The organism is Streptomyces sp. SDT5-1, assembly GCF_052245995.1.
GTDB lineage: Bacteria > Actinomycetota > Actinomycetes > Streptomycetales > Streptomycetaceae > Streptomyces.
On record NZ_CM125963.1, the window covers coordinates 6,555,385 to 6,572,889 of the forward strand.

Annotated in this window: 18 protein-coding genes; 14 read left to right on the forward strand and 4 right to left on the reverse strand. The window is 71.7% G+C overall.

The genetic code is table 11. The features are described from left to right. Nucleotides 1-207 precede the first annotated feature (207 nt). The 4 genes from ACTWJ8_RS30065 (at nt 208) to ACTWJ8_RS30080 (ending at nt 4,114) form a co-directional block, all read left to right on the forward strand. The gene (locus ACTWJ8_RS30065; protein ID WP_356379120.1) at nt 208-1,377 is read left to right on the forward strand and encodes an ROK family glucokinase; all 1,170 of its coding nucleotides are present in this window, start codon (nt 208-210) and stop codon (nt 1,375-1,377) included. A 39-nt stretch (nt 1,378-1,416) separates the two neighbouring features. Next, the gene (locus ACTWJ8_RS30070) at nt 1,417-1,998 is read left to right on the forward strand and encodes a sugar kinase (RefSeq protein ID WP_356379123.1); all 582 of its coding nucleotides are present in this window, start codon (nt 1,417-1,419) and stop codon (nt 1,996-1,998) included. A 149-nt stretch (nt 1,999-2,147) separates the two neighbouring features. Beyond that, on the forward strand, nt 2,148-3,446 hold the full coding sequence (gene pcaDC, locus ACTWJ8_RS30075) for a bifunctional 3-oxoadipate enol-lactonase/4-carboxymuconolactone decarboxylase PcaDC (RefSeq protein ID WP_443260784.1): 1,299 nt from the start codon (nt 2,148-2,150) through the stop codon (nt 3,444-3,446). 32 nt (nt 3,447-3,478) lie between these two features. Continuing rightward, nucleotides 3,479-4,114, forward strand: a complete 636-nt coding sequence (locus ACTWJ8_RS30080; RefSeq protein ID WP_443260785.1) for an MBL fold metallo-hydrolase — start codon at nt 3,479-3,481, stop codon at nt 4,112-4,114. 9 nt (nt 4,115-4,123) lie between these two features. On the opposite strand, the gene ACTWJ8_RS30085 is transcribed toward ACTWJ8_RS30080, so the two are convergent. Beyond that, complete coding sequence (locus ACTWJ8_RS30085; protein WP_443260786.1) at nt 4,124-4,699, reverse strand: hydrolase; 576 nt, start codon at nt 4,697-4,699, stop codon at nt 4,124-4,126. 130 nt (nt 4,700-4,829) lie between these two features. Here ACTWJ8_RS30085 and ACTWJ8_RS30090 point away from each other — a divergent pair, with 130 nt between their 5' ends. Both ACTWJ8_RS30090 and ACTWJ8_RS30095 read left to right on the forward strand, forming a co-directional pair. Further along, nucleotides 4,830-5,609, forward strand: coding sequence for an exodeoxyribonuclease III (locus ACTWJ8_RS30090; protein WP_356379134.1), 780 nt, complete (start codon nt 4,830-4,832; stop codon nt 5,607-5,609). A 57-nt stretch (nt 5,610-5,666) separates the two neighbouring features. Continuing rightward, complete coding sequence (locus ACTWJ8_RS30095) at nt 5,667-6,338, forward strand: class I SAM-dependent methyltransferase (RefSeq protein WP_443260787.1); 672 nt, start codon at nt 5,667-5,669, stop codon at nt 6,336-6,338. On the opposite strand, the gene ACTWJ8_RS30100 is transcribed toward ACTWJ8_RS30095, so the two are convergent. Further along, nucleotides 6,328-8,142: an SGNH/GDSL hydrolase family protein gene (locus ACTWJ8_RS30100; RefSeq protein ID WP_443260788.1), complete on the reverse strand. Its 1,815-nt coding sequence runs from the start codon at nt 8,140-8,142 to the stop codon at nt 6,328-6,330. The two genes, ACTWJ8_RS30095 and ACTWJ8_RS30100, sit on opposite strands and share 11 nt — an antisense overlap. Before the next feature lie 144 nt (nt 8,143-8,286). Between ACTWJ8_RS30100 and ACTWJ8_RS30105 the strand changes: the two genes are divergently transcribed. The 5 genes from ACTWJ8_RS30105 (at nt 8,287) to ACTWJ8_RS30125 (ending at nt 12,080) form a co-directional block, all read left to right on the forward strand. Next, complete coding sequence (locus ACTWJ8_RS30105; RefSeq protein WP_356379143.1) at nt 8,287-8,736, forward strand: DUF6278 family protein; 450 nt, start codon at nt 8,287-8,289, stop codon at nt 8,734-8,736. Between the two features lie 146 nt (nt 8,737-8,882). Further along, on the forward strand, nt 8,883-9,626 hold the full coding sequence (locus ACTWJ8_RS30110; protein ID WP_356379146.1) for an amino acid ABC transporter ATP-binding protein: 744 nt from the start codon (nt 8,883-8,885) through the stop codon (nt 9,624-9,626). 20 nt (nt 9,627-9,646) lie between these two features. After that, nucleotides 9,647-10,558, forward strand: a complete 912-nt coding sequence (locus ACTWJ8_RS30115) for a glutamate ABC transporter substrate-binding protein (RefSeq protein ID WP_356379149.1) — start codon at nt 9,647-9,649, stop codon at nt 10,556-10,558. 11 nt (nt 10,559-10,569) lie between these two features. Continuing rightward, nucleotides 10,570-11,214, forward strand: a complete 645-nt coding sequence (locus ACTWJ8_RS30120; RefSeq protein WP_356379152.1) for an amino acid ABC transporter permease — start codon at nt 10,570-10,572, stop codon at nt 11,212-11,214. Next, nucleotides 11,211-12,080, forward strand: a complete 870-nt coding sequence (locus tag ACTWJ8_RS30125; protein WP_443260789.1) for an amino acid ABC transporter permease — start codon at nt 11,211-11,213, stop codon at nt 12,078-12,080. The genes ACTWJ8_RS30120 and ACTWJ8_RS30125 overlap by 4 nt, the downstream gene beginning before the upstream one ends. 192 nt (nt 12,081-12,272) lie before the next feature. On the opposite strand, the gene ACTWJ8_RS30130 is transcribed toward ACTWJ8_RS30125, so the two are convergent. Continuing rightward, the gene (locus ACTWJ8_RS30130; protein ID WP_356379158.1) at nt 12,273-13,040 is read right to left on the reverse strand and encodes a hypothetical protein; all 768 of its coding nucleotides are present in this window, start codon (nt 13,038-13,040) and stop codon (nt 12,273-12,275) included. A 103-nt stretch (nt 13,041-13,143) separates the two neighbouring features. Here ACTWJ8_RS30130 and ggt point away from each other — a divergent pair, with 103 nt between their 5' ends. Then, the gene (gene ggt, locus ACTWJ8_RS30135) at nt 13,144-14,946 is read left to right on the forward strand and encodes a gamma-glutamyltransferase (protein WP_443260790.1); all 1,803 of its coding nucleotides are present in this window, start codon (nt 13,144-13,146) and stop codon (nt 14,944-14,946) included. 89 nt (nt 14,947-15,035) lie between these two features. Here the strand turns inward: ggt and map are convergent, their stop codons facing one another. Next, a complete protein-coding gene (map, locus tag ACTWJ8_RS30140; protein WP_356379163.1) occupies nt 15,036-15,803 on the reverse strand; it encodes a type I methionyl aminopeptidase in 768 nt (255 codons plus the stop codon). Between the two features lie 75 nt (nt 15,804-15,878). Between map and ACTWJ8_RS30145 the strand changes: the two genes are divergently transcribed. Next, nucleotides 15,879-16,130, forward strand: a complete 252-nt coding sequence (locus tag ACTWJ8_RS30145; RefSeq protein WP_356379166.1) for a helix-turn-helix domain-containing protein — start codon at nt 15,879-15,881, stop codon at nt 16,128-16,130. A 113-nt stretch (nt 16,131-16,243) separates the two neighbouring features. Continuing rightward, nucleotides 16,244-17,500, forward strand: coding sequence for a hypothetical protein (locus ACTWJ8_RS30150; RefSeq protein ID WP_443265029.1), 1,257 nt, complete (start codon nt 16,244-16,246; stop codon nt 17,498-17,500). The last annotated feature ends 5 nt before the right edge of the window (nt 17,501-17,505 follow it).

Below are 17,505 nucleotides of genomic sequence, written 5' to 3' on the forward strand. Positions count from 1 at the left end.
CGCCGCGCCCCGCTTCCGCGCGGGGCGCGTCCCGCGTGCGGGTGGGCGGATTGGGGGCGCGGGGAACTGCGCGACCGGGGGACGGGGAGCCTGGCAGCGACGGGTGGCGGAGGGGCGGCGCGGGCGGGGCCGGGGCGCAACCCCCGACGGCGTGTGGCGGAAAACCCGGTATGCGGCGGAGCCGATGCGTGAGGCAGAATCGCCGCAATGAGCACCTACCGCGACCTCGCCCACCGTGGCAGCGCACGGGCGACCGTCCTCAGGACGGTCGGCACCCGCGAGCGCCGCTCGCACACGACGGCCCCGCGCGTCCCCACCGTCGGCATCGACATCGGTGGCACGAAGGTGATGGCCGGAGTCGTCGACGCGGACGGCACCATCCTGGAGACCCTCCGCACGGAGACCCCGGACAAGTCGAAGAGCCCCAAGGTCGTCGAGGACACGATCACGGAGCTGGTGCTCGACCTCTCCGACCGCCACGACGTGCACGCGGTCGGCATCGGCGCCGCCGGCTGGGTGGACGCCGACCGCAACCGCGTCCTGTTCGCGCCCCACCTGTCGTGGCGCAACGAACCGCTGCGCGACCGCCTCGCGGGCCGCCTCGCGGTCCCCGTGCTCGTCGACAACGACGCCAACACCGCCGCCTGGGCGGAGTGGCGCTTCGGCGCGGGACGCGGCGAGGACCACCTCGTGATGATCACGCTCGGGACCGGGATCGGCGGCGCCATCCTGGAGGACGGCCAGGTCAAGCGCGGCAAGTTCGGCGTCGCCGGCGAGTTCGGCCACATGCAGGTCGTCCCCGGAGGGCACCGCTGCCCGTGCGGCAACCGCGGCTGCTGGGAGCAGTACAGCTCCGGAAACGCCCTCGTCCGCGAGGCCCGCGAACTCGCCGCGGCCGACTCCCCGGTCGCGTACAACATCATCGAGCGGGTGCAGGGGCACGTCCCCGACATCACGGGGCCGCTCATCACGGAGCTGGCCCGCGAGGGCGACGCCATGTGCGTCGAGCTGCTGCAGGACATCGGCCAGTGGCTGGGCGTCGGCATCGCGAACCTCGCCGCCGCCCTCGACCCCTCGTGCTTCGTCATCGGCGGAGGCGTCAGCGCCGCCGACGACCTCCTGATCGCGCCCGCCCGCGACGCGTTCAAGCGCCAGCTCACCGGCCGCGGCTACCGCCCGGAGGCCCGTATCGCCCGCGCCCAGCTCGGCCCCGAGGCCGGCATGGTCGGCGCCGCGGACCTGGCCCGCCTCGTCGCCCGCCGCTTCCGCCGCGCCAAGCGCCGCCGCGTGGAGCGCCACGAGCGGTACGAGCGCTACACCCGCCCCCGCAGCACCGCCCCCGCCGCCGCGCCTGCGGACGGCACGGAGCAGGGCTAGGCGCGGCGGATGCCCCGGAAAGCGACAGGAACCCCAACGATGACCGTGCCCCGCCAGCCCCCGACCGCGGCCGACGCGCCGCGTCCGGACGAGGACCGCGGCCATGTGATCCGCCGGCGCGCCCTCACGCTCCTGATCATCGTGCTGCTCATCGGCATCCCCGCCGGCTATCTGGTGATCTCCGCGAACCAGAGCCGGGACAGCGGCAAGGACAAGGAGGCGAAGTACTCGGCGACCGGCCTCACCGTCGGCTGGCCCTCCAAGGTGCAGCGCCGCCTCTACCAGATCCCGATCCCCCCGCACTCCCGCAACGTCGCGTACTACGAGACGAACAACTACAAGGTGAGCCGCCTGTACGCGCAGTTCCTCACCAGCAACGACGGCCTGGACAAGTTCCTCGACGAGGTCGACGCGGGCTACTCGGTCGGCGACCTGGCGACGGACGACATCGCGATCGGCAAGCGGGACCGGCGCATCGCGGGCTGGGACTTCACGGGCCCGGGCCCCTGGTACGGCCTCACCCACCACCAGGACGACCCGTCCCCGACCCAGACGGTCGTCGTGAACCGCTCGAACCCGGACCACCCCATGGTCTACGTGGTGTCCACGACGCACCCCTGACCGCACCCGCGGCCCGGACCCGACCGGTAGGTCCGTTCTTCACGCCGTCCCCACCTCGAGCCCACGCCGGGAACCCCGGGTGAACACCTCGCGTCCACTCCGGGGACCCGGCACAAGAACGCTCAGGAGCACTGGCTAGCGTTGCTCATGTGAGTGACACGAAGACCCCGCGCCTGCAGTACCGATTCGACGGCCGTGAGGACGACTCCGCCCCGGTGCTCGTCCTCGGCCCGTCGCTCGGCACGACGTGGCACATGTGGGACCGCCAGGTCCCCGAGCTGGCCCAGCACTGGCGGGTGCTCCGCTTCGACCTGCCAGGACACGGCGGCGCCCCCGCGCACCCGGCGGGGTCCGTCGACGAGCTCGCCGACCGGCTGCTCGCCACGCTCGACGAGCTGGGCATCCAGCGGTTCGGCTACGCGGGCTGCTCGCTGGGCGGCGCGGTCGGCATGGAGCTCGCCCTGCGCCACCCGGAGCGTGTCGCGTCGCTCGCCGTGATCGCCGCTTCGCCGCGGTTCGGCACGGCCGACGAGTTCCGCCAGCGCGGCGTCATCGTGCGCAGCAACGGCCTGGACCCCATCGCCCGTACGTCCCCCGAGCGCTGGTTCACGCCCGGTTTCGCGTCCGCGCAGCCCGCGATCACGGACTGGGCCGTGCAGATGGTCCGGACGACCGACCCCGGCTGCTACATCGCCGCGTGCGAGGCGCTCGCCGCGTTCGACGTGCGGGAGAAGCTCGGTGAGATCGGTCTGCCGACGCTCGTCCTCGTCGGCTCGGAGGACCAGGTCACCGGCCCCGCCGAGGCGCGCACGCTGGTCGCCGGGATACCGGACGCCCGGCTCGCGGTGGTGCCCGGCGCCTCCCACCTGGCCCCGGTCGAACAGCCCGCGGCCGTCACCGACCTCCTCGTACGGCACTTCACCTCGGCCTGGCCCGCGGCGCACGAGAAGACCGGGCAGACCGCCATTCCGGCCGCCCCGGTCAAGCCGGTCATCGCGCCGCCGCCCCCGTCGGCCCCGCCGCGCGCGGAGATCGCCGCCGCCCAGCAGCCGGAGGCCGCGACCCGGCCCGACCCGCACGACGCGGGCCTCAAGACGCGCCGCGAGGTGCTCGGCGACGCCCACGTGGACCGGGCGCTGTCCACGGCCGACGACTTCTCCGGCGACTTCCAGGAGTTCCTGACGCGCTATGCGTGGGGCGAGATCTGGTCGCGACCGGGGCTGGACCGCCGCACCCGGTCGTCGGTGACGCTCGCGACGCTGGTCGCGGGCGGCCACCTCGACGAGCTGGTGTTCCACACGCGGGCGGCCCTGCGCAACGGCCTCACGGCCGCCGAGATCAAGGAGATCCTGCTCCAGACGGCCGTCTACTGCGGCGTCCCGGCGGCGAGCGCGGCATTCAAGGTGGCCCAGCAGGTGATCCGCGAGGAGACCACGCCCCAGGAGTGAATCCCGGCGGGCTGGGGCGCAGGATGGGACGTATGAAGCTGACGAAGAAGACCCACGCCTGTGTCCGCCTCGAAAAGGACGGGCAGACGCTCGTCATCGACCCGGGCGGGTTCTCCGAGGAGGACGCGGCCGTCGGCGCCGACGCCGTCCTGGTCACGCACGAGCATCCCGACCACTTCAACGAGGAGCGGCTGCGCGCCGGCATGGAGGCCAACCCCGGCGCGCACATCTGGACCCTGAAGTCGGTCGCGGACCAGCTCTCGGCGGCGTTCCCCGGCCGCGTCCACACGGTGGGGCACGGCGACACGTTCACGGCGGCCGGCTTCGACGTGCAGGTGCACGGCGAGCTGCACGCGGTGATCCACCCGGACATCCCGCGCATCACGAACGTCGGCTATCTCGTCGACGGCGGCACGGTCTTCCACCCCGGCGACGCCCTCACCGTCCCCGACCAGCCGGTCGAGACGCTGATGCTGCCCGTCATGGCGCCCTGGAACAAGATCGCCGAGGTGATCGACTACGTGCGCGAGGTCAAGCCGCGCCGCGCCTACGACATCCACGACGCGCTGCTCACCGACCTCGCGCGGCCGATCTACGACAACCAGATCGGCGCGCTCGGCGGCACCGAGCACCTGCGCCTCGCTCCGGGCGGTTCGGCGCAGGTGTGAGCCCGGCCGCTACGTGCCCAGCAGGCCGATGACCTCGTCCGTGGAGCCGATCTCCGCGATGCGCGGGAAGATCTTGCCGAAGCTGTGCTCGTGGGAGTCGGCGTCGGTGTCGGTCGTCGCGTCGTCGACGAGCACCAGGTTGTAGCTCAGCTCCCAGGCGGAGCGGGCGGTGGACTCGACGCCGATGGACGTCGAGATGCCGCACAGGACGATCTGCGTGATGCCGCGGCGGCGCAGCTGGAGGTCGAGCTCGGTGCCGGTGAAGGCGCCCCAGTGCCGCTTGGTGATCACGATGTCGTCGCCGAGCGGGCCGAGCTCGGCGGGGAACTCGGAGAACGCGGGCGGCGGCGCCTGCGTCATGCCGCCCGCGGCGGCGCGGCCGGTGGGCAGGTCGCCGCCGTCCTGCGACCAGGCGACCTTCACGCGCACGACCGGCAGGCCCTTGGCGCGGAACGCCTCGGCGAGCTTGGCGCCGTTCTTGAGGACGTCGGCCGAGGGGTGCACGGTCGGCAGGCCGAGGATGCCGTTCTGGAGGTCGATGAGGACGAGGGCGGGGCGCTCGTCGAGGGGGGTGTTGATCGTCATGTTCGGCAGGCTAACTGTCTAACAGAAAAACTTGCAAGATTGCCTGTCGATCGCGGGCGCGGCGCCCCGCGCGGACGGCCGTCCCGGCACGGTCGCGTGACTGTCAGTGGGGCCCGGTAGGTTGTGGGACATGCGCATTGCTACCTGGAACGTGAACTCGATCACCGCGCGGCTGCCGCGCCTCCTTGCCTGGCTGGAGAGCAGCGGCACGGACGTGCTGTGCATCCAGGAGACCAAGTGCTCGGCGGAGCAGTTCCCCGCTGACGAGCTGCGGGAGCTGGGCTACGAGTCGGCGGTGAACGCGAACGGCAGGTGGAACGGGGTGGCGCTGCTCTCCCGCGTCGGCCTGGAGGACGTGGTCAAGGGCCTGCCCGGCGACCCCGGCTACGACGGCGTCGAGGAGCCCCGCGCGGTCTCCGCGACCTGCGGCCCGGTCCGCGTCTGGTCGGTGTACGTGCCGAACGGCCGGGAGGTCGACCACGCGCACTACGCGTACAAGCTCCAGTGGTTCGAGGCCCTGAAGGCGGCCGTCGCGGGCGACGCGGCGGGCTCCCGGCCCTTCGCGGTGATGGGCGACTACAACGTGGCGCCGACGGACGACGACGTGTGGGACATCTCCGCCTTCGAGGGGGCCACGCACGTGACGCCCGGCGAGCGGGCGGCGCTCACGGCGCTGCGCGAGACGGGCCTGAGCGACGTCGTGCCGCGCCCCCTCAAGTACGACCACCCGTTCACCTACTGGGACTACCGCCAGCTCTGCTTCCCGAAGAACAAGGGCATGCGCATCGACCTCGTGTACGGGAACGAGCCGTTCGCCAAGGCCGTCTCCGACGCCTACGTGGACCGCGAGGAGCGCAAGGGCAAGGGCGCGTCCGACCACGCCCCCGTCGTGGTGGACCTCGACGTCTGACCTGAGATCGACGGTGCCGGGGCCCGTTGTCAGTGGCGGCCGCTAGCGTCTGCGCCCGTGACGGATCTGACGACGTACCTGACCTCGACCCAGCTGGCCTACGACACCGCCGCGGGCGCCTATGCGGAGATCATTCCTCCGCTGTTCCCGCAGGACCTGTACGCGCAGGCGATGTTCGGCGTCTTCGCCGAGCGCGTGAAGAGGGCCGACGCCGGGCCCGTGGCCGATCTCGGCTGCGGGCCCGGACATGTGACGGCCCATCTGGCCTCCCTCGGCCTGGACGCCTTCGGTATCGACCTCTCGCCGAAGACGGTCGCGGAGGCCCGCCGTGCCCACCCCGAGCTGCGGTTCGAGGAGGGCACGATGACCGGCCTCGACCTGGCGGACGGCTCCCTCGGCGGCGTCGTCGCCTGGTACTCGACGGTGCACACGCCGCCGGAGCTGCTGCCCACCGTGTTCGCCGAGTTCCACCGCGTCCTCGCCCCTGGCGGCTATCTGCTGCTCGGCTTCAAGGTGGGCGATCTGCTGCGCCACCTCGACCACGCCTACGGGCACGACCTCTCGCTCGACGTCTACTGGCTCGACCCCGAGCAGGTCGTCGGGCTCGTGGAGCAGTCCGGGCTCCCGGTGGAGGCCCGACTCGTCCGCGAGCCCGAGGACTTCGAGCGGGCGACCCAGGGCCGGCAGGCCGTCCTGATCGCCCGCAAGCCGCTGGACGCTACGGCCTGAGCACGTCCAGGTCGATCGAGTCGGCCAGCGCCTTCAGGCCCGGGTCGCCCGGATGCAGATGGTCCCCGCTGTCGTACGCGGGGAGCATCCGCGCCGGGTGGGCCGGGTCGCGCACGACGGCGTCGAAGTCGAGGAAGCCGTCGAAGCCGGAGTCGGGGCCGCGCACGAAGGCGTTGATCGCCTCCCGCTGCTCATCGGCGGCCGCCGTGCACAGCGCCTCGCCCTCGCACGGTGTGATCGTCGCCCCGATCACCTTGAGGCCACGCGCGTGCGCCCGCGCCACGATCTCCCGCAGGCCCGCCTCGACCTGCGCGGCGCTCGCGCCCCAGCGGACGTCGTTGACGCCCTGGAAGACGACGACCGTCCTCGCCGAGGTCTGCGCGAACACGTCGCGGTCGAGCCGGTGCAGGGCGCTGACGCCGCCGGTGTCCGTGGAGAGCCCGTCGCCGGGGTAGCGGTCGGCGACGACCCGGTTCGCGGAGATGCCCTCGTTCAGCACCCCGTAGTGCGGCACCTTCGACTGGGCGAGCAGCCGCGTGGCGAGCACGTTCGGCCAGCGGTGGTTCGCGTCGAGCGTCGATTTCACGCCATCCGTGATGGAGTCGCCGAGCAGCACCACGGAACCGGGCCCACCACCCACGTCGACGCCGGTGAGCAGCGGCCAGTACGAGATCGTCGAGGAGTACGCGGCCCCGTCCGCCTCCGCCGCGTGATCGCCCGCCGTGCTCACGTAGGACCGCTGGATCGCCTGGCTGTGCACGGGCGCCGCGGTGACCGGCTCCGGCAGATGGAAGCTCACCAGCAGGTTCGTGTTCTCCGGCACGTCGAAGTCCACCGGATCGCTGAACGCCTGACCGCCGGCCGGCAGCGAGGTCCCGGACGAGCCGCGGAACGTCAGCGGCACCGGCGTCCCGCGCGCCGCGGCCCCCGCCCCCTGCACCGCCACCGACGCGCTCCCGATCCGCACCGGAGTCGCCGCGAAGGTGTTCTCCAGGCGGATGCGGACCTTCGGACCGCCGGTGCTGGTGTGCACGACGAGCCGGATGGTGCGGTCGGCCCACGGACCGACCGCGGTGTACCCGGCGGGCGAGGCCGACCAGGTGCCCGTCCAGCCGGAGGTCGCCGCGCGCACGGACACGTCGAAGACGTGCAGCGTGCCGCCGCTCGCCTTCGGCAGGTCGACCGAGGCGATCTGCCGTCCCTTGCGCACCGGCACCGTCACCGCGTAGAGCCGGGTCTTCTCGGCGACCTGACCTGTCGGCGCGTTCCGGTGCGGCAGCGCCACCGACTTCGTGGCGAGCGGCCCGGTGCGCCAGTCGGGCGCGGTGAGCGAGTACGTCGACCGTGACCCGTCCGCGTACCGGACGACGCCGGTCCCCGAGGCGTCGCCGCCGGTCCCCGCGACCAGGAACGCGAGCGCGTCGCCGCTTCCCGACACCCGCACGGACTGCCCGTTCGCCCGTACGTTGTCGGGCCCGGCCCCCGCCGTCTTCGGCCAGCTGAGCCGGGCCCTGTCGATCGCCATCGTGCGGCCGGGGGTCCAGCCGGCCGCGGCGAGGTCCTGCGCGGACAGGGAGCTGCCCGCGCCGTCGAAGTCCGCTTCCCCGGGCGCCCGGTCGTCGCTGACCGCCCGGTTGTCGAAGAGCCGCTCCAGGGGGAGCGGCCCGGGTCTCGCGGGTGCGGCGTGGGCCGCGGTGACGGGGGTGATCCCCGCGCAGGCGGCGAGTATGAACGCGGCTCCCCAGATGCGTCGGCGCAAGACCGACTCCCTCCGCTTGTGTGTTCGGCGTGACGGGTGCGCCATGAAGCTAAGGACGGGGTGATGGCCCGTCAATGTGTCGCGAGGCAACCGGGGGAGAAACGCCGGTGTCCGGTTCCTGAACTCCGCGCGGCGCCACCTCCGCGCGCCTGTGGTGCGGGCCGCCGCACGGGTGCCAGTCTGGTCGGTATGAAGATCCCTTTCGCGGCCAATTGGCGCAGGAAGCACCCTTCGGCCCACGGCGTGGCCGTGTTCCCGACCGGTGAGGAAGGCGACGAGAGCGAGAGCGGACTGGTCGAACTGCTCTCCGAGTGCGAGCTGCTGCGCTCCCAGGCCGACGACGCGGGGGTCGAGCTCGACGAGTCGGTGCGCTCCCTGGAGGCGCTGGACCAGCTCGTGCCGCGCTGGCGCGAGGACGAGGACACGCTGCACTGGCTCGGCAACGACGCGGGCCTCTACCTCGGCTCGGTCATGGTGCGGCACGTGCCCGGCGCCTCCTGGGTGATCTGGGAGAACGGGCAGCCGGTGGTGCGGCTCGCCTCGGGCCGGGAGATCGACGTGGTGGAGGCCGGGCACGAGTGGGCGGCGAGCGGGGCGCCCGAGCTCTCCCAGTTCTACGCGGAGGCCGCCGAGTCGTAGGCCGCCCTCGCGGGTCCCGGAGGGTCACCACGTAGCTGAGCCGCAAATACGGTTAATGCCCATAAGTGCGTGTCGTCTGTTAAGTCCCATGTAAGCGTGGATAGTTTGCGCGGACCGACACAGCTGAAAGTGGGCAGGGACTGCCGATGGCCGTCGATCCGTTGATCGAGCTGCGTGACGTGAACAAGTACTACGGGAAGTTGCATGTCCTCCAGGACATCGACCTCACCGTCGGCAAGGGGGAGGTGGTGGTGGTCATCGGCCCTTCGGGGTCGGGCAAGTCGACGCTCTGCCGGACGATCAACCGTCTGGAGACCATCGAGTCCGGGACGATCCGGCTCGACGGACAGCCGCTTCCGGAGGAGGGCAAGGCCCTCGCGCAACTGCGCGCCGAAGTCGGCATGGTCTTCCAGTCGTTCAACCTCTTCGCGCACAAGACGGTCCTCCAGAACGTCTCCCTGGCCCAGCTGAAGGTCAGAAAGCGCAAGAAGGACGCGGCGGACCGACGCTCCCGCGAACTCCTGGAGCGGGTGGGACTCGCCGCGCACGCCGAGAAGTTCCCCGCGCAGCTCTCCGGCGGACAGCAGCAGCGCGTGGCCATCGCCCGCGCCCTCGCCATGGACCCCAAGGCGCTCCTCTTCGACGAGCCGACCTCGGCCCTCGACCCGGAGATGATCAACGAGGTCCTGGAGGTCATGCAGCAACTCGCGCGCGACGGCATGACGATGGTCGTGGTCACCCACGAGATGGGCTTCGCCCGCACCGCCGCCGACCGCGTCGTGTTCATGGCGGACGGGAAGATCGTCGAGGACCGCAACCCGGAGGAGTTCTTCACCCACCCGGAGAGCGAGCGCGCCCGGGACTTCCTCTCCAAGATCCTGAAGCACTGACCGGGGGAGCGCACCACCACATGATCGCCAAGTCGCTACGGCTGCTCGCCGCGCTCGCGGTGACGGCCCTGGCCGCCACCGCCTGCGGCAAGGAGGGCAGCCCACCCGTCAAGGGCCCGTCCGCCGCCGAGCTCCCGCAGTACAAGGTCGCGCAGGGCTTCTCGCTGCCCGACTCCCCGACGTGGAAGAAGGCGCAGCGCCGCGGCCACTTCGTCGTCGGCGCCAAGGAGGACCAGCCCTACCTCGGCGAGAAGAACCCCGCCGACGGCACGTACACGGGCTTCGACATCGAGATCGCCAAGATGGTCTCCGCCTCCCTCGGCCTCGACCCGAAGAAGATCCGCTACAAGACCATCGCGTCGGCGAACCGCGAGACGGCCCTGCAGAACGGGCAGATCGACTACTACGTCGGCACGTACACGATCAACGACATGCGCAAGAAGCTCGTCGGCTTCGCCGGGCCCTACTACATGGCGGGCCAGTCGCTGCTCGTGCGCTCCGACGAGGACGACATCCACGGGCCGAAGGACCTCGCCGGCAAGCGGGTCTGCTCGGCGGCGGGGTCCACCCCGTACCAGCGCATCAAGGCCGACTACCCGAAGGCCGAACTCGTCGCGTACGACACCTACTCGATCTGCGTCGACAACCTGCTGACCTATCAGGTCGACGCCGTCACCACCGACGACGCGATCCTGCTCGGCTACGCGGCCAAGGCGCCCGACGAGCTGAAGCTGGTCGGCAAGCCGTTCTCCGAGGAGCCGTACGGCATCGGCGTCCCCAAGAAGGACACCGCGCTGCGGTTCGCGATCGACGACGCCCTCGAGGCCCGCCAGAAGAACGGCGACTGGAAGAAGGCGTACGAGGCGACGCTCGGCCTGTCCGGTGTGCCCGCCCCGAAACCGCCCGCCATCGACCGCTACCCGGCGAACTGAGGAGGCGTCGTATGAATGTCCTGACCGACAACATCGAGCTGTACTGGAAGGGCTTCCTCGGCACCGTCGAACTCACGGTCTTCGCCTCGATCCTGGCCCTGGTGCTCGGCTTCCTCATGGCGTCGTTCCGGGTCGCGCCCGTCGGCTCCTTCCGCGCCTTCGGCACCGCCTGGGTCACGGTCCTGCGCAACACCCCGCTGACCCTGCTGTTCTTCGCGGTGCTGCTCGGACTGCCGCGCTTCGGTCTCGTACTGCCCTTCACCGTCTTCGCGATCCTCGCCCTCGGCTGCTACACGTCGGCGTTCATCTGCGAGGCGGTCCGCTCCGGCATCAACACGGTGCCCAAGGGGCAGGGCGAGGCGGCCCGCAGCCTCGGCATGACGTTCGGCCAGACCCTGGTCCACGTCATCCTGCCGCAGGCCTTCCGGTCCGTGATCCCGCCGATCGGCTCCACGCTCATCGCGCTCGCCAAGAACTCCGCGATCGCGGGCGCGTTCAGCGTCGTCGAGCTGCTCGGCACGTACAAGACGCTCAGCGAGCTCGGCTACAACATCATCTGGACCTTCGTCTGGATCGCGATCGGATACCTGATCATCACGCTCGCCATCAGCGCCCTGTTCAACTTCCTCGAGAAGCGCTGGGGGTTCGCCCGATGAAGGCCCTGCGACACGACGCCACCGCCCTCTACGACATCCCCGGCCCGAGGGCCGAGCGCCGCCACAAGCTGTACGGGGTCCTCTCGACGGTCGTCCTGCTCGCTCTGCTGGCCTGGATCCTGTACCTGCTGTTCGACACCGACCAGTTCACGTACACGAAGTGGATGCCGTTCCAGTACACGGGCATCCAGGAGCTGCTGCTGCGCGGGCTCGGCAACACGCTGAAGGCCTTCGCCATGGCGGCCGTCCTGTCGCTCGCGCTCGGCACGATCCTGGCCGTGGGGCGGCTCTCGGACCACAAGCCGGTGCGCTGGATCGCGACGCTGTTCGTCGAGTTCTTCCGCGCCATGCCGGTCCTCGTGATGATCTTCTTCATCTACGTGGCCCTGAAGATGGAGCCGCTGGCCGCGCTCGTCGCCGGCCTGACGCTCTACAACGGCTCCGTGCTCGCCGAGGTGTTCCGATCGGGCATCAACGCGGTGGAGCGCGGACAGCGCGAGGCGGCGTACGCGCTGGGCATGCGCAAGACGCAGGTCATGACGCATGTGCTCGTCCCTCAGGCGGTGCGGGCCATGCTGCCCGCCATCATCAGCCAGTTGGTGGTGGCCCTGAAGGACACGTCGCTCGGGTATCTCATCACCTATGAGGAGTTCCTCCACGCCGGAAAACTGATCGCGTCCAACCTCGACTACGATTTGCCCTTCATCCCTGTGGTGATGGTGATCTCGCCGATCTACATCGGGATGTGCATGGTGCTGTCCTGGTTCGCCCAATGGGTGGCCAAGCGCCAGCGGCGCAACCCCAAGACGGAGGCGGCTGATGTCGCCCCGGCCGAGCCAGGGACGCTGCTGCCAGGTACGCAGTAGCCACAAAGCATGGGTCGTCCCCGCCCTGCCGCAGCCGGAGATCACTGCGTCACGCAGTTCGTGTCGGAGAAGGTCAGCTGCAGCGTGCCGGTCGGGACGTGCCTGCTTGCCGAGGAGGAGCGGGCCCTTGTCGCATTCGTACGCGGCGGGGGTGCCGCTCTCCTTGGTTTTGCGGCCCCTTCGGCGTCCCGCCTACTTGGCGCGGTGCGCCGCCCGGCCGCCGTTGGTGGGCGCCGCGGGGATCGGCGCCTGCGCCGCCCGTGTGACGTCGGAGACCACCTCGACGACGTCGGGGCCGTACGCCCCCGAGTTCACGACCTTCAGAAGCAGTACGAAGGAGGAGTTGCCGTGCTTGCGCGCGAGCCGCTCGTGGTGCCGGGCGAGATAGCGGGTGGCGGCCTGGTTGGTGATGGGCAACTGGCCGCAGAACAGGAACACCGGCCGCGCCTCGGGAGTGGCGGGGCCGGCGGTCAGGCGGGCCAGGAGCACGTACTCGGTTCTGCCGGGCTCCAGGCGGTACCGCTCGGAGCCGATCTGGAAAGCGCCGCGGTCCGGGCCCGGCTCGGGGTCGGTGTTCACGCGGATGCCGGGCAGCAGGCTGACCATGTGTGCGGCCATGCGTCTGTTGGAGGCCGGTCCTCCGACACAGAACTCGGTGCGGTCGCCGAAACCCTGCTGTGTGGTGTCGTGGGCGACGACCTGCGCGTGCGCGTTGCAGTCCTTGATGAGTGCGGAGAGTTCGAGGAGGGCGAAGACGTCGTGCCGCTTCACCGTCAGCTCGGGGCCGCCCGCGTCGCGGTTCACGACCAGCAGCGACTCGGAGTTGTCGGGCAGCCCGAAGAAGGCCTGCTTCCTGCGGAGCTTGCGCTTCCACAGGTAGGTACGGACGAGCCAGCCCAGCGCGGCGCCGATGCCCGCCGTGATCAGGCCGAGGACGATGTCACGCACGTCTTCAGTCATGGGGGCGCACTCTAGCGGGATGTTCGACCGGGGTTCGAGGGGGGCCTGACGGCGCGGACGCATCAAGTTACGCTGCGCTGACGCCTGTTGACCGGAGGTACTGATGAGACGTTCAGTTGTACGGAATCTGTCGGTCTTCGCCGCCCTTGGCAGCATGGTGGCGGTTGGTGCCGCGGCTCCGCCTTCGTCCGGTTCGAGCACGCCGGCGAAGGAACCGGTCGCGGTCGGCTCCGGCGGCGCCGTGGCGAGCGTCGACCCGGACGCCTCGGCGGCCGGCATCGAGGTGCTCAGGAACGGGGGCAACGCGGTGGACGCCGCCGTCGCCACCGCGGCCGCCCTCGGCGTCACCGAGCCGTACTCGTCCGGGGTCGGGGGCGGCGGCTACTTCGTCTACTACGACGCCAAGACCCGCAAGGTGCACACCATCGACGGCCGCGAGACGGCGCCGCTCACCGCGGGCTCCGACCTCTTCCTGGAGAACGGCAAACCGCTCGCCTTCAACGACGCCGTCACCAGCGGACTGAGCGTCGGCACCCCGGGCACCCCCGCCACCTGGCAGTCGGCGCTCGACGCGTGGGGGACCAAGGGCCTCGGCCCGGTCCTGAAGCCCGCCACGAAGCTGGCGCGCGACGGGTTCACCGTCGACGACACGTTCCGCTCGCAGACCGCCTCGAACGAGGCCAGGTTCCGCAACTTCCCCGACACCGCGAAGCTGTTCCTGCCCGGCGGGAAGCTTCCCGAGGTCGGCTCCACGTTCAAGAACCCCGACCTGGCGCGCACGTACGAGCAGTTGGGGCGCGAGGGGATCGGCGCGCTGTACCGCGGCGACATCGGCAAGGACGTCGTGAAGACGGTCAACAAGCCGCCGGTCGACCCGGCCTCCGGGTACAACGCGCGGCCCGGGAAGCTGTCCGCGAAGGACCTCACCGCGTACGGCACCAAGTTCCAGGCGCCGAGCAGGACCTCGTACCGGGGGCTCGGCGTCTACTCCATGGCGCCGTCCTCGTCCGGCGGCACCAGCGTCGGCGAGGCGCTCAACATCCTGGAGAACACCGACCTGTCGAAGGCGTCCGAGGCGCGGTATCTGCACCGGTTCATCGAGGCGAGCCGGGTGGCGTTCGCCGACCGGGGGCGCTGGGTCGGGGACCCGGCGTTCGAGGACGTACCGACGAAGGAACTCCTCTCGCAGCGGTTCGCCGACTCCCGCGCGTGCCTCATCAAGGACGACGCGGTGCTCAAGAGCCCGCTCGCGCCTGGCGACCCGCGGCATCCGGGGAAGTGCGGCAAGGCCGGGGACAAGGCGGCGCCCACGACGTACGAGGGGGAGAACACGACGCACCTCACCGCGGCGGACAAGTGGGGCAACGTCGTCGCCTACACCCTCACCATCGAGTCGACCGGCGGCAGCGGGATCACCGTGCCGGGGCGCGGGTTCCTGCTCAACAACGAGCTGACGGACTTCTCCTTCGCGCCGGCCAACCCGGAGGTGCACGACCCGAACCTGCCCGGCCCCGGCAAGCGGCCGCGGTCCTCGATCTCGCCGACGATCGTCCTCGACAAGGCGAACAAGCCCGTGGTGGCGGTCGGCTCGCCGGGCGGCGCGACCATCATCACCACCGTGGCGCAGACGCTCACCGGGTTCATCGACCGGAAGCTGCCGCTGGTCGACGCGATCGCGGCGCCGCGGGCGAGCCAGCGCAATGCGGCGCAGACGGAACTCGAACCGGGCCTGTACGACAGTGCGCTCCGCGCTCAGCTGGAGTCCATCGGCCACTCCTTCAAGGCGAACCCGGAGATCGGCGCGGCGACGGGCGTGCAGCGGCTGCCGGGTGGCCAGTGGCTGGCGGCGGCGGAGAAGGTACGCCGCGGTGGCGGCTCGGCGATGGTCGTCTCGCCGACCCGGTAAGGGCTGGGCGGGCACATTCAAGCCCCTGCGGCGATTGAGCAGCGGGGTCCGGGGCGGAGCCCCGGGGCGCAACCCCGGGGCTGCGGAAACTAGCGGGCCGTCAGGACCACGGGACCCGCCTCCGTCACCGCCACGGAGTGCTCCGCATGGGAGGCGCGGGAGCCGTCGTTCGTGACGAGGGTCCATCCGTCCGGCGCCTCGTGGTAACCGTCCCGGCCGCCGCCGATCACCATGGGCTCGATGGCGAGCGCCATCCCTGGCCGCAGCCGCATGCCCCGTCCCGGCCGCCCCTCGTTCGGCACCGGAGGGTCCTCGTGCATACGGCGCCCGATGCCGTGACCGCCGAAGCCCTCCGGGATGCCGTACCCCGCCTCCCGGCACACCGTCCCGATGGCGTGCGCGATGTCCCCGATCCGGTTCCCGACGACCGCCGCCGCGATCCCCGCCGCGAGCGCCCGCTCCGCCGTCTCCACCAGTCGTACGTCCTCCGGCCGCGCCCGCCCCACCACGAAGCTGATCGCGGAGTCCCCGGCCCACCCGTCGAGCTGCGCCCCGCAGTCGATCGACACCAGGTCCCCGTCCCGCAGCCGGTACCCGGTCGGGATGCCGTGCACGATCGCGTCGTTCACGGACGCGCAGATCACCGCGGGGAACGGCGTCGGCGCGAAGCTCGGCCGGTACCCGAGGAACGGCGACGTGGCGCCCGCCTTGCGCAGCACCTCCCGTGCCACCTCGTCGAGCTCCAGGAGGCTCACACCCACCCCGGCCCGGTCCCGTACGGCGGTGAGTGCGTCGCCGACGACCCGCCCCGCCTCCCGCATCGCGTCGATCTGTGCTTCCGTCTTCAGTTCCACCATGCCAATAACTATACCGGTATAAGAATCCGGTACAGAAATCCGGTACGGAAATGTGGGTCCGGGTAGCATGGAGGCATGGTCCGAACCCCCTTGACCCCCGAAGAGCGCGAGCGCGGCGAGCGGCTCGGGCGGCTGCTGCGCGAGGCGCGGCTCGGGCGCAGCATGACGGAGGTCGCCGCGGGCGCCGGCGTCTCCGTCGAGACGCTGCGCAAGATCGAGACCGGCCGGGCGCCCACACCCGCCTTCTTCACCGTCGCCGCCCTCGCCCGCGAGCTGGGCATCTCCATGGACGAGCTGGTGGCCCACTGCGCCCTGGCCCCCGCCTGAGCGGTGCGGTGAACGCGCCGAAAAGCGCGCGTAGCGCCCCCGTAACACGCGAGGTGTTTGCTTCCGGAGCGTAGGCCGTGACGGGTGCGACGATCGGTGGGCGCGTGACAGGCGTGGGGCAACTCCCGGACCGGGCACAGGACTTCGCGACGTATCTGCGAGGCCTGAACGCCCGGCTCGACCAGCGGGCCGGATGGTGCGGAGTCTTCTGGCGGCGGGACCCGGAGGGTATGCGGGCCTGTCTCGACGGCGTCGAGGTGCCTCCGTGGGACGTGGTGGAGGCACTCCTGAACGACCTCGCCGCGACGATGGGCAGCGAACACGCCGAGCGTGAGGCGGCCCGTGCCCGCGCCCTGCACCGGGCCTCCGCCCGCGCCCACGACACCGCGCCTGGCGGCCGGGCCCTGCTCGCCGAGCGGGTGGACGAGATGGCGCGCGAGCGGGAGATCACGGCCCAGCGCCTCCGGGAGCTGGGCGCCCGCCTCGAATCCGCCGCCGACGCGGAGGAGGCCGACGCCGTCCGCCTCGACCTCGCGTGGGCGCGCGACGACCACGAGCGGGCGACCGCGCGGGTCGCGGAACTCGGGGCGCGGCTGGCCGAGTTGGGGCCGGGGCCCGTCAACCCGGACGGCTCGGCGCCACCCCCTGCGCCCATCAAGGAGCGCAAGCGTCGCGCTCGCGGCAGTGCCCGTTTCGCGGGGATGCCCACCGAGGAGCCCGAGACGTCGGCCCCGGCCGGGCAGGCGGCCTCCGCACCCGCGACCCCCACCGGCGCCCGCTTCGCCGGCGCCGCTCCCGGACGGGACGAGCCGACCGCCCCCGCCCCGCCCGTGCCCGACGCCGCGGCGCACGCCGACGTCGCGGCCGCGGTCGACCTCCTCGCCCACCACCGCGCCGCGGGCCGCAGCGGCGAGGCCCACATGGTTCTCGTGGGCGCGGCGGAAGGCCCTGCCAGCCATCTCCCCTTGTATGCGGAGGAGTTGGCGCGCCGCGGGCTCGGGGCCGACTGGGCCACCCTGCTGTGGGAGGCCGCGTCGCTGCCGCCCGAGCGGCTGGTGGCCGCCGTCGACGCGCTGACCGCCGCGGGCCGCGCCGCCGACGGCGGGCAGCTGCTGCGCCAGGGCACGAGCCGCCCGCCCGCCGAGTTCGGTGACGCCGTGGACCGGCTCGACGCGGCGGGCCGGCACCGCGAGGCCCGCACCCTCCTCGACGCGTACGTGCGCGGTCGCACCCCCGAAGAGGCCGCGCACACCGCGAGCGGGGACCCCGACCGGCTCGTCCCCCTCGTCCTCGACGCGGCCCGCGGGGTCTCCGACGAGCGGTACCGGGACGTGGCGCACGCCCTGCGCGTCGCCGGGATCGCGCACTGAACCGT

Coding starts and splice junctions, on each gene's coding strand:
- ACTWJ8_RS30065 (WP_356379120.1), top strand. CDS start 208: ATGAGCACCTACCGCGACCTCGCCCACCGTGGCAGCGCACGGGCGACC.
- ACTWJ8_RS30070 (WP_356379123.1), top strand. CDS start 1,417: ATGACCGTGCCCCGCCAGCCCCCGACCGCGGCCGACGCGCCGCGTCCG.
- ACTWJ8_RS30080 (WP_443260785.1), top strand. CDS start 3,479: ATGAAGCTGACGAAGAAGACCCACGCCTGTGTCCGCCTCGAAAAGGAC.
- ACTWJ8_RS30085 (WP_443260786.1), bottom strand. CDS start 4,699: ATGACGATCAACACCCCCCTCGACGAGCGCCCCGCCCTCGTCCTCATC.
- ACTWJ8_RS30090 (WP_356379134.1), top strand. CDS start 4,830: ATGCGCATTGCTACCTGGAACGTGAACTCGATCACCGCGCGGCTGCCG.
- ACTWJ8_RS30100 (WP_443260788.1), bottom strand. CDS start 8,142: ATGGCGCACCCGTCACGCCGAACACACAAGCGGAGGGAGTCGGTCTTG.
- ACTWJ8_RS30105 (WP_356379143.1), top strand. CDS start 8,287: ATGAAGATCCCTTTCGCGGCCAATTGGCGCAGGAAGCACCCTTCGGCC.
- ACTWJ8_RS30110 (WP_356379146.1), top strand. CDS start 8,883: ATGGCCGTCGATCCGTTGATCGAGCTGCGTGACGTGAACAAGTACTAC.
- ACTWJ8_RS30115 (WP_356379149.1), top strand. CDS start 9,647: ATGATCGCCAAGTCGCTACGGCTGCTCGCCGCGCTCGCGGTGACGGCC.
- ACTWJ8_RS30120 (WP_356379152.1), top strand. CDS start 10,570: ATGAATGTCCTGACCGACAACATCGAGCTGTACTGGAAGGGCTTCCTC.
- ACTWJ8_RS30125 (WP_443260789.1), top strand. CDS start 11,211: ATGAAGGCCCTGCGACACGACGCCACCGCCCTCTACGACATCCCCGGC.
- ACTWJ8_RS30130 (WP_356379158.1), bottom strand. CDS start 13,040: ATGACTGAAGACGTGCGTGACATCGTCCTCGGCCTGATCACGGCGGGC.
- ggt (WP_443260790.1), top strand. CDS start 13,144: ATGAGACGTTCAGTTGTACGGAATCTGTCGGTCTTCGCCGCCCTTGGC.
- map (WP_356379163.1), bottom strand. CDS start 15,803: ATGGTGGAACTGAAGACGGAAGCACAGATCGACGCGATGCGGGAGGCG.
- ACTWJ8_RS30145 (WP_356379166.1), top strand. CDS start 15,879: ATGGTCCGAACCCCCTTGACCCCCGAAGAGCGCGAGCGCGGCGAGCGG.